Source organism: Desulfacinum hydrothermale DSM 13146, from assembly GCF_900176285.1.
In the GTDB taxonomy this organism is placed as follows: domain Bacteria; phylum Desulfobacterota; class Syntrophobacteria; order Syntrophobacterales; family DSM-9756; genus Desulfacinum; species Desulfacinum hydrothermale.
In genome coordinates, this window is record NZ_FWXF01000010.1 from 118458 (window position 1) to 129224 (window position 10767).

Below are 10767 nucleotides of genomic sequence, written 5' to 3' on the forward strand. Positions count from 1 at the left end.
CACTCGTTTCGGTTCAACCCGGCGTGCGGAGAGAGTGCAGGTGCAGATGCCCGCCAAAGGCTGCCGCATGGTTTCCGGCTTCCTTTTTGGACGTCTCGTTCCTGTATCATGTCTTCTGTTCTTCTTTTCACCCCATGGAGTTCCGCCGTTTTGAGGAAGGCCGGAGCGCCTTCGTGCCTTCCCTTCATCGCCCACCCACAGCCCACTCGAAAGATGGAAGGCGGCACATGAAGCACCCGACGATCTTGGTGGTAAGCGACAAAGAGGATGCCTGTGGATTCGCGGCACGCGTGTTGGCCAATGAAGGCCACGCGGTGGTGAGCGCCCACCGCGGGGAGGCGGCGCTGAATGTTCTGGGTAAAGGCGCTGTGGAGGTGATGATCACCGACATGCGCCTGCCGGACATGGACGTCTTCGACCTGCTGCGCGCGGCAAAGGAGCTGGATCCTTCCGTGGAAGTGATCGTGCTCACAACCAGCGGCCCTAAAGAAAGCGCCGTGGCGTCCATCAAGGGAGGCGGCACCTTCCTCTTCCTGGAAAAGCCCCTGAAGGACGCGGATCAGCTGACCGAGGCGGTGCGCAAGGCCCTGGCACGTCGGCGCGCGCGGCCGCCGGAACAGGAATGTTTGCGGAGCCTTTCCCGGGAAAAGGAGTGGCTGGAAACGGTCACCCAACACATGAGAACGGGCCTGGCAATCATCGGCCGCGACTATCGGGTACTCTGGAGCAACCAGGTGCTCAGGGACCTCTTCGGCGATCCCTGCGATCAACCGTGCTACGAATTCTACAACCAACGCCGGAACATCTGCCCCGGCTGTGGGGTCCGACGCGTCTTCGAGGCGGGGGCCGTCAAAGCCATCCACGAACAGCAGGGGCTGGACGCCCGGGGAAATCCCGTCTATTCGGAAATCATGGCCACGCCCATCACGGACGACGAGGGCCGGGTGGTGGCCGCCCTGGAGATGGTGGTGCCCGTTACGGAAAAGAAACTGGCCGAAGAGAAGTGCCTGCAGCTGATGGAGCGGCTGGAGCGGTCCAAGAAGATGGAGGCCGTGGCCACCCTGGCTGGAGGGATCGCGCACAAGTTCAACAACTTGCTCACCATCCTCCTGGGCCACATGGATCTCATGGCCCTCCACTCCTCCCTGGACGCGCCCCAGCTCCAGAGCTTGTCCCAGATGCGGGATGCCTGCTTGCAGATGCGGGACCTGACCGCCCAGCTTCTGGCCTACGCCCGCGGAGGCAAGTATCAGGTCGAGAAGCGATCCTTCGCCCGGTTTGTGGAAGAGGCCGTGCCCAATCTGCGCTACCACCTGGCCCCCACCGTGCGCCTGGACGTGGACGCTCCGGAGGACACATGGCTGGTGGAGGCGGACTACTCCCAGCTCAAGATGGTGCTTTCGGCCCTGCTGGCCAATGCGGGCGAGGCGCTCTCCGAGGCCGGCACCGTCCGGGTGGCCTGCCGAAACGTGATGCTGGACGCGGAGGAAGCGGCGGAACTGGGCGGGCTTTCGCCCGGAGCCTATGTGCATCTCATGGTCCGAGACGACGGCCACGGCATGGACGCCGCCACCCTGGAGCGGGCCATCGAGCCCTTCTTTTCCACCCGGTTTCAGGGCCGGGGACTGGGACTGGCGGCCGCCTACGGTATCGTTCGAAACCACGGAGGCGCCATCCATCTGGAGTCCCAGCCCGGCCGAGGCACCACGGTCCACGTCTATCTTCCGGCCGCCGACGTGCCTGGACCGAAAGCCCAATCCATCCCCGGGGGAGCGGGCACGGTCCTTTTCATCGAAGACGAACCCCTGGTGCGTTACATCGCCGAAGCTCTCTTCCAGGAACTGGGGCACCAAACGGTCTTTGCTGAAACGGGAGAGGAGGCGCTCCGCATCCTGGAAGAATCGCCGGAGCCCTTCCAATGGGTCTTCCTGGACGTGATCCTTCCCGACATGCACGGCAGCGAGCTGTTCAAGCGCATGCGGGCGGTCCGTCCGGGTCTTCGCGTGATCGTGTGCAGCGGGTTCAGCAGGGCGGACGAAGTCCAGGACCTTCTGGAATCCGGTGCCCTTTCCTTCTTGAAAAAGCCCTTCACCGCTGCGGAGCTGCAGGACGCCATGGCTCGGGCCCAGGCCGCCGAGGCCGATGGGGACCGAAGCGCCCCGTCGGAGGAGGACTGAGAAGGGGTGTCCAGCGCCGATCGGCAAGGCATTGACCCGTTATCCGTAGCCGCGGGGCTCTATTTTCGCACTCCAGAAAGGCTGCGCCGTGATGGAAGCAACGCTTCGCCCGTTCTCGGAGAACCTTTCGGGATCCCGGCCTACCGTCTCCTGCAGGGAGTCCCTCAGGGGTCGGAAGCCGACCTGCCTTGCCGCACGGCCTCCAGGATGAGGTGCACGCGGCGGTTTTCGTTCAGGTCTTCCAGGGCCACGGAAAGTTTCCGCCGCCAGTTGGGGTGTTCCGCCACGGTTCCGGGAAGATTCACCTGTTCCGTCTCACCGCAGAGGTCTTCCAGCGATATGGCAACCAGCTTGGCCGGAGTGGCCGCCAGGTGGCGATGGAGCGCCGCGGCGCGCGCCGTGGCCTCATCGGCGGAGGATCCCTCCGCAAGGACCCCGTCCGGCGCCCCGTGGGTCTCTGTGCGGTAGGGGGCGATTCTTTCCAGGAGGAGGTTCCGGTCCCTTTTCCGGGCGGTCCGCATCTTTTTTCCCACCTCTTCCGATGGGAACAAGTCCAGCTCTTGGCGCACATCCAGATCGCGCCCCGACCAGAATCCTTCCAGCGTGGGCAGATCGTGGGTGGCAAAGGAGGCGAGCGAAAGTTCCGGATATTCGTCGGCGTGCCGAAAGCGGCCGGTATCGTCCTTTTCGAAAAGCACCAGACGGCATCCAAAGATCTTCTTGCGGGCCATGGCCTCCCGAACCCCTTCGGGGACCGTTCCCAGGTCTTCACCCACCACCAGGCAGCGGTTCCTGAGGCTTTCCAGGGCCACGATTTGGATCAGGTCGTGGAAGGGATAGTGAACATAAGCCCCCTCGCGGGGACTGGCTCCCTGGGGAATCCAATAAAGGCGCGTGAGCCCCATGACGTGATCCAGCCGAAGGGCCCCCGTGACCCGCATGTTGGCCCGCAATAGTTGGATAAAAGGCCCGTAGCCCTTCTCTTGGAGGGCTTTGGGAAAGAAGGGGACCACGCCCCATTCCTGGCCGTTCACGTTGAAATCGTCCGGGGGCGCCCCCAGCCGGACCTGTCCATTGTAAAGACGGGGGGCCATCCACACATCCAGTCCGGCCGGATCCACTCCCACGGGGAGGTCCCCGTAGATCCCCACGGCCAGGTGTCGTTCCATGGAACACCGCCCGCAGGCGGTCCATTGCTCCCAGGCATTCCAGGCGCAGTACTGGTGAAAGGCCAATGAATCCGGGTGGGTTTCGGCAAAATGGCTCACTTGGTGGGAGCAGCGGTCCCGATAGGGTTCGGGCCACAAGGGCCAACCCCAAAGTGATGGGTCCTGTGCGCGGAAATGATCGTCCAGGGCATGGAAGACGCCGTAGTAGAAGAGGTCTTCGCCCATTTCCCGGCAGAAGGCGCGGAAGGCGTGGGCGCGCTCCGTGTCTTTGGCAAGATGGTGATCTCGGAAATGGCGGAAGAGCTCTTCCAGGACCCGCCTCTTGACGGACCAGATCTTCCAGTAGGCCACCCAAGGCTCGTTTCGGAGCTCCTCCACACGGTTTTCCGCTTCTTGGAACGACGGGGGGGCGCCTGCCCGCTGGATCTCACCGAATTCGGGCACGGCGGTCACATCCAAATACCATGGCTGGAGGTGTTTTCGGCTGGAAGGCGCGTATGGGCTGCACTTTTCAGGGTCGTTGGGAAAGAGCAGGTGAAGGGGGTTGGTTCCCACAAAGCCGGCTCCCTGGTCGGCCGCCCAGTGGATGAGGGCCTTCAGGTCGGAAAAGTCGCCCATACCCCAATTGTTCTGGCTGCGAAGACCATAGAGCTGCCCCGTGACGCCCCAGGTGCGTTGGTGCCCCTGGAGAGATTCCGGCACGTAGGCGTGGCGCGGGGCCACGATGAGGCTCTGTGCGTGGCTTTCTTCGGATCCCGATCGAAACAGGAACAGCTCCAGGTCATGATAGCCCGGGGGCAGGGGCGCGCTCACCAGGAAGAGGCGTTGCTCGTAGCGCACCCCGTCCACCATGGCTCCATCCACCGGGATGCCCGCTTCCAAGCGGCCTTCCCCCCAAAATTCACGCCCATCCTCCCGGCGAAGCCGGTAACGGAAGAAAGCGTCCTCTCGTCCCTGGGGAAAGGTCACCACAAGGGGCACGGCGGGATGGTCTTGCGGGAGCACTTGAACGGGATCCACGACGGAATCCCATTTTTCTTTGAAGGCAGCCCGTATGGAGGCTTCCAGGTCCTTCGGGCTTTCGGCCGGGTATCCCAGGCTTTGGAGGATCGCCGTGAGCGCCTCGCGGCGCACCTTCTGTTCCCGTCCCCACCCGTCCCGGTAGGTCGTCTGGACTCCCGCCAGGTCACAGAGCACCTGGAGCAGAGTCTGCTCCCGATCTCCTTTCTCCACCCTGAAACCTCCTTCAGCCCCGGAAAAGCCCTTCCCTGTGTCCCCCAAGTCCGAGGAATCACCCCGTGGCGAAGACTACCCAATCCTGGCAGGCGGAACAAGGCACACGGCCAAACCGTTCGGCTTCCAGAACGGCTCTGGCCTTTTTGTCCTAGTCCCCAGGACAGGCAAGATCGGATTGGGAATCTGCCCTTATTTCCTGGATGAGATCCGGATGCAGGTAGGCCGATTGGAGCGTCAGGCGATATCCTGGGTCCCGGATATGGGCCAGGTATCGGGCGGCTCGTTGGGGATCACCGCGATGCAGGTAGAGCCGAGCGATCTCGCCCAGCTGGGTATCCGATTCCGCGGCCAGTGTCTTCCGGTATCGGATAAGGTCCTCTTCGGTCCGCACGTTGAATACGACCTCCAGTTCCTCGGGCGTCGGATCGTGGTCGAAGATCGTTTCCATGTCTTCCTCGCCATATTCGCTGACCTGACAGCAGAGACCCCGCTTCTATCGTATCCCGCACGCATGGACCGTTCCCGGTATCAATCCGCCCCCCGCGGGGGCGGCGGCGGGTTGTACAGACCGGATCCTTAGGCGCTCAGCGCAAGGCTTGGAGGAAAGGCTTCGAGTATATGGCACCATATTCACACCAGAAATTCACCAAAGCGCGGTTCGGTGCGCACGGCCAAAAGGCTCGCCCATGTCCTGCATGGCAGGTGGTAGGTGGAAGATGCGCGCGGGCAGGTGCTTGAGCGCAGCCTGGACATCATGGTCGTCGAGTTGGATGCGGAGCATGGCCTTGCCTGCCTGAAACACGGTAGTCTATATTAATCCCAAGGGCAGGCGCCAAGTGACAATCCGCCGGGCCAGCCCCATGAGGCCCATCCGGCGCGGGCTCGATCAGTACATCTTCCGTGTCGTCCAATGGAACCTGCGTGTCCATTTCAAAGAGCTTTGAAAGGGCAAGGAGAGAAAATCATGGATCCTAGAATCTTTTGGCTTATGGCTTACACCAGACTACAGACATTGGAGATGATGGGATGGCCCACCTACCATGGTACCTGGTGGTTGGCCCACGTTTTTCCGCATCTTTACGATCAGCAGCATCCCCCCGTTAAGGAGAACCTGAATCAGTGAAGTGTGATTGGGTGGACCGACGACCATGGATTCGGACCCATTTTGGGGCGTGCCTTAGGGGTGCCTTAGACGTCGCATCTTCTTCAACCGGCTAAAAGCGTTCGACCTCACGTCTCGCTCTCCCCGATCCAACGACACCCTTAGCCTCAGTCTCCGGATTCGGGCTCATCCCATGCTGCTGGGGGCCAACTCGTTGCGAAGTCCTACGATCACACGGGCTTTGCCCATGCCGGCGTGGTCCGGCCCTTGGCGGCCCTGAAAGAACCATATCCGCGAACCTTGAAGCGGCCTCCGTCACCATGATCCACCTCCGGGCTCGGAGGCAATTCTGGTGGTCGTGATCCCGCGTCCTCCTCTGCGCCGGAACATGCGCTCAATCTCAAGGAGACGTCCGGTCTCTTCCTATAAGCAGTGTGGGTCGCCCGGACGTTTGGACCAGACGGTCTGTGGTTGGTTAAGTTGTCCGGGCCACGGCGTCGGGGACCAGGTCGTCATGTTCCGTGCGCTCCTTTGGAAACCGAGCATCTCTCGCCGATTGCAATGGAATGGCCAGGTTCCGCATGTGGGGATGGAAGGGACGGCGGTCGAACCGCGTCAGCCACCGGCGTCCAAGGTCCTGGAGCCGGAGGGGGCCCTCCGGTCGCCGTCGGCGTGATTCCCAGACAGCACCGGTTGTCTTTCCAAGGATCATTTGCCCGGGGGTTCGGCGGGCTGGAAGAGTACGGCCCCCAGGGGCGGCAGGGTGATCGAGAGGGAATAGGGGCGTCCGTGGAACGGCACGGGCTCCGCCTCCACGCCGCCCAGGTTTCCCAGGCCGCTTCCCCCGTAGAGGTCCGCATCGCTGTTGAGCACTTCCTTCCAGTAGCCCCCGAAGGGCACTCCCAGCCGGTAGGGCTGGCGGGGCACCGGCGTGAAATTGAAAGCGCACACCACCACATCCTCTTCGCGCTTGGATCGGCGCAGGTACACGAGCGTGCTCTGCTCGCTGTCGTTGCAATCGATCCATTCGAATCCGTGGGGGTCGTGGTCCAGCTCGTAAAGGGCCGCCTCCCGGCGGATCACGGCGTTCAGGTCCCGGACCCAGGCCTGGAGTCCCCGATGCGACTCGTATTGGAGCAGATGCCAGTCCAGGGCCGCGTCGTGGTTCCATTCCGACCACTGGCCGAATTCGTTGCCCATAAAGAGCAGTTTCTTGCCCGGGTGGGTGAACATGTAGCCGTAAAGAAGGCGCAGGTTGGCGAATTTTTGCCACAGGTCTCCCGGCATCTTGGCCGGCATGGAGCCTTTGCCGTGGACCACTTCGTCGTGGGAGAAGGGAAGGACGAAGTTTTCCGTGAAGGCATAGAGGATGCTGAAGGTCAGGTGGTTGTGATGGTATTTGCGGTGGATGGGGTCCTTCGAAAAATAAAGAAGGGTGTCATGCATCCAGCCCATGTTCCACTTGAACCCGAAGCCCAGTCCCCCCAGGTAGGTGGGGCGCGAGACCATGGGCCAGGCGGTGGATTCTTCCGCGATGGTCAGGACGTCGGGAAACTCCCGATAGACCACTTCGTTGAATCGCTTCAAGAACGCGATGGCCTCCAGGTTTTCGTTTCCACCGTACTTGTTGGGGATCCACTCACCGTCTTGGCGGGAATAGTCCAGGTAGAGCATGGATGCCACGGCATCCACCCGCAACCCGTCCACATGGTAGACATCCAGCCAGAACAGGGCACTGGAGATGAGGAAGTTGATCACCTCGTTGCGTCCGAAATTGAAGATGAAGGATTTCCAATCGTTGTGAAAGCCCAGGCGGGGATCGGCGTGTTCGTAGAGATGGCTTCCGTCGAAGAATCCCAGGCCATGCTCGTCCGTGGGGAAGTGGGCCGGGACCCAGTCCAGGATGACGCCGATGCCGTTCTGGTGGAGGATGTCCACGAAGGCCATGAAGTCCTGGGGCGTGCCGAACCGGCTGGTGGGGGCGAAATAGCCCACGGTCTGGTATCCCCAGGAGCCGTCGAAGGGATGTTCCGTGATGGGAAGAAGCTCCACGTGGGTAAATCCCATCTCGGTCACGTATTCAGCCAGGCGGGGCGCCAGCTCCCGGTAGGTGAGCCAGCGGTTTCCCTCCTCCGCCACGCGCATCCAGGAGCCCAGGTGTACCTCGTAGATGGAGATGGGGGCTTCGCGGCTGTTGGCCCGGCCCCTGTCGCGCATCCATTGGGAATCGTTCCACTGGTGGCCGGAAAGGTCCCAGACGATGGAGGCGGTCTGGGGGCGGATCTCGCAAAAAAAACCATAGGGGTCCGCCTTTTGAACCTTGTAGCCTCCGTGGCGGGAAGTGACGGCGTACTTGTAAAGGACACCGGGGCCGATCTCGGGCACAAAGCCGTGCCAGATCCCGGTATCTTCCAGCGGCTCCAGCTCATGGGCCCCTTCCCGCCAGTCGTTGAAGTCGCCCACCACGCAGACTCTTTCGGCGTTGGGAGCCCACACGGCGAAGTGAACGCCGTCTCTCCCATTCATTCGGCAGGGATGGGCCCCCATCTTTTCCCAGGCGCGGAAGAAGCTGCCCTGTTTCCACAGATAGATATCGAAGTCGGTAAAAAAGCGCTCGTTTTGGGAATGCATGCCCTCACCGTATCCGCTGGATCTTGCCCCTTATAAATGGAGCGATTTGAGAGCCCGCACCTTCGGCCGCCAGGCTGCAGGGTCAGAGAGGCCCAGGAGGAGACCTCAAGCGCTCTTTTCGAACTCATCGTAAACCCAACTCAAGGCGGCCGAAACGGTCGGAAACCCGAGGGTGCTCACGAGAAGCACCAGGGCGTGCACGACCTCGTCCCGGGTGGCCCCGGCTTTGAGGGCCCGGCGCGCATGGCTGTGGACCGCCCCTTCGGATCGGATGGCCGCAGCGGCCGCCAACTGAATGAGATGGGACGTCTTTTCGTCCAGGGGGCCCTCCGAACGGGCGGCCTTGCCCAGTTCATCCAGGGCGTCCATGACCCGGGTGTGTTTTTGACGAAGCGATTTGTACCAGTCGGGAATCTTGTTTTGTTCCATGACGGTCCCCCTTGAAGAAGGTTGGACAAGAGTGGGGCGAAAGCCGCCCTCCATCCTGCAACCTAGCCTATCGTAGGCATGGGGCTGTGACAACAGGGAAGCGGACGCTAGGGTGGTTGCCAAAGTCAAAGGGGGCGATGTGGGGGCAACGTCCGGGAGGGAGCTTTCCTCCCCGGACGTTGCCGGTTGTAGGCTCCGAGAGCGACGGATTGGCGGCTATGTGAAAAACTGTTTGAAGAGGCAGCGACTGACACAGACCGGGGCAACTCAGAGTGCTTGTGCGCAGGCCCCACAAGAATCGGGGGCCGAGAGGACCTGTAGGGTCTGACGGGCGATTTCGAGCTCTTCGTTGGTGGGAATCACAAGCACTCGCACCCGGCTGTCGGAGCGGCTGATGCACTTCGGACGCCCCTCCCATTGAAGATTTTCCGTGGGATCGAGACAAACTCCCATGTTTTCCAGGTTCCGACAGACCAACTCGCGGACGACCGCATCGTTTTCCCCGATCCCTCCGGTGAATACCAGGGCATCCGTTCGGCCCAGCACTGCCATGTAGGCTCCCACATATTTCCGGTAGCTGTAAACGAGCATGTCCAAGGCCAGCTGGGCCCTTTCATCCCCTTGCAGGCGCCTTCTGTGGATGTCCCGAAGATCATTGTGCCCGCATATGCCTAACAGCCCGCTTTCGCGGGTGAGAAGGTTCATGATTTCCTCCACGTCCATGCCGGCCTGCCGGTGCAGGTAGCCCACCACGGCCGGGTCCAAGCTGCCGGATCGGGTTCCCATGATCACGCCTTCCAGAGGGGTGAGGCCCATGGAAGTGTCTACGCTGCAACCGCCTTTGACCGCCGTGATGGACGCACCGTTGCCCAAGTGGAGGGTGATGAGATTGACCTTTTCCAAGGGGATGTTGAGCAGGTGAGAGGCCTGCCGCGTCACGAAGGCATGGGAGATACCGTGAAAACCGTAGCGCCGCACTCCCAGGTCCTGGTAGAGCCGATGGGGTACCGCATAAAAATAGGCCGCCGGCGGTATGGTTTGGTGAAACGCCGTATCGAAGACGGCCACCTGCGGGACCCCGGGAAAGAGCTCCAGCGCCGTTTCGATGCCCGCCAGGTGCCCGGGATTGTGGAGTGGGGCCAGCGGGATGTGCTCCCGGATGCCTTCCACCACATCCGCATCGATGGGAACCGGATGTCGGAACCTCTCTCCGCCGTGTACCACGCGATGGCCGATGGCGTCGATGCGCTCCAGGCCATCGATGACCCCGCCTTCCTTGGTGGTCAGCAGGTTCACCACGCGTTCCATGGCTTGACGGTGGTTCCGGATGGGAAGTTTCTCCGTGAACTGATGGACCCCGTTGGAGGTCCGTCCTTGGTGAAAAACCTGCCCCATCGGTTCCCCGATCTTTTCCACCAGGCCCCAGGAAAGGGGCTCTTCGTCCTGCATGTCCAGCAGTCGGTACTTGACAGAAGAACTGCCCGCATTGATAACCAAAACAAGCATGTCTCTTAGCTCCGTTCTTGGAATTTCTTGCCCATCGCGGCGTCGCGTTCACACACAATCGTTTGCAGAACCTGGGGCGGTTGGTTTATATGAGCCGCTGAATAAATTGCGAAAGGACTCTTCATGGTTGCCTACGGAGATTATCCGCGTGGACCGAGCGCCGCTCTTCAATCTCATTTTTATCCTATTCCTGAATCAGTGAGATTTGATTGGGTGGACTGACGTGCATGGCTTCGGAACCCATTTTGAGGGTCACCGACGCCCCAGTTCAGCCACTTTTTCGGGTCATTGCCTTTTCAAGGACTGAAAAGCCCTCATGACGATGCCATCTCAGACATTTTTGGACACACCTCACCCCTTATGGCCGAAGGAGCTTTCAGGCTTTTGCGGCGGCGATCCCTACGCTGGACAAAATTTGAGATAAACACTTCGAAAAGCGTGAAAAGCGGGACAATGCCGACCGAACTGCAGCTTCAGCCGACGACCGCTCCGGATCACACGCGCTGCCAGATAGATC

6 protein-coding genes are annotated in these 10767 nt (G+C 61.3%); 1 reads left to right on the forward strand and 5 read right to left on the reverse strand.

Annotated features, from left to right (window positions below; genetic code table 11):
• Positions 1-227 precede the first annotated feature (227 nt).
• Complete coding sequence (locus tag B9A12_RS10310) at positions 228-2177, forward strand: hybrid sensor histidine kinase/response regulator (protein WP_170920529.1); 1950 nt, start codon at positions 228-230, stop codon at positions 2175-2177.
• Between the two features lie 164 nt (positions 2178-2341).
• Here the strand turns inward: B9A12_RS10310 and malQ are convergent, their stop codons facing one another.
• The 5 genes from malQ to B9A12_RS10335 all read right to left on the reverse strand — a co-directional run bounded on the left by malQ (position 2342) and on the right by B9A12_RS10335 (position 10250).
• Positions 2342-4579 carry a 4-alpha-glucanotransferase gene (gene malQ, locus B9A12_RS10315; RefSeq protein ID WP_084057807.1) on the reverse strand — a complete coding sequence of 746 codons (2238 nt, stop codon included), beginning with the start codon at positions 4577-4579 and terminating at the stop codon, positions 2342-2344.
• Positions 4580-4730: 151 nt separating this feature from the next.
• A complete protein-coding gene (locus B9A12_RS10320) occupies positions 4731-5030 on the reverse strand; it encodes a hypothetical protein (RefSeq protein WP_084057808.1) in 300 nt (99 codons plus the stop codon).
• Between the two features lie 1362 nt (positions 5031-6392).
• Positions 6393-8315 (reverse strand): 1,4-alpha-glucan branching protein GlgB, encoded by a 1923-nt coding sequence (glgB, locus tag B9A12_RS10325; RefSeq protein WP_084057809.1) that lies wholly within the window; start codon positions 8313-8315, stop codon positions 6393-6395.
• A gap of 105 nt (positions 8316-8420) precedes the next feature.
• Positions 8421-8744 carry a carboxymuconolactone decarboxylase family protein gene (locus B9A12_RS10330; protein WP_084057810.1) on the reverse strand — a complete coding sequence of 108 codons (324 nt, stop codon included), beginning with the start codon at positions 8742-8744 and terminating at the stop codon, positions 8421-8423.
• A 267-nt stretch (positions 8745-9011) separates the two neighbouring features.
• Positions 9012-10250 carry an acetate kinase gene (locus B9A12_RS10335; protein WP_084057811.1) on the reverse strand — a complete coding sequence of 413 codons (1239 nt, stop codon included), beginning with the start codon at positions 10248-10250 and terminating at the stop codon, positions 9012-9014.
• Positions 10251-10767: the final 517 nt, after the last annotated feature.

What these genes read in the sequence shown, in the direction of transcription:
- B9A12_RS10310 (WP_170920529.1), top strand. Translation starts at nt 228, where the DNA reads ATGAAGCACCCGACGATCTTGGTGGTAAGCGACAAAGAGGATGCCTGT.
- B9A12_RS10320 (WP_084057808.1), bottom strand. Translation starts at nt 5,030, where the DNA reads ATGGAAACGATCTTCGACCACGATCCGACGCCCGAGGAACTGGAGGTC.
- glgB (WP_084057809.1), bottom strand. Translation starts at nt 8,315, where the DNA reads ATGCATTCCCAAAACGAGCGCTTTTTTACCGACTTCGATATCTATCTG.
- B9A12_RS10330 (WP_084057810.1), bottom strand. Translation starts at nt 8,744, where the DNA reads ATGGAACAAAACAAGATTCCCGACTGGTACAAATCGCTTCGTCAAAAA.
- B9A12_RS10335 (WP_084057811.1), bottom strand. Translation starts at nt 10,250, where the DNA reads ATGCTTGTTTTGGTTATCAATGCGGGCAGTTCTTCTGTCAAGTACCGA.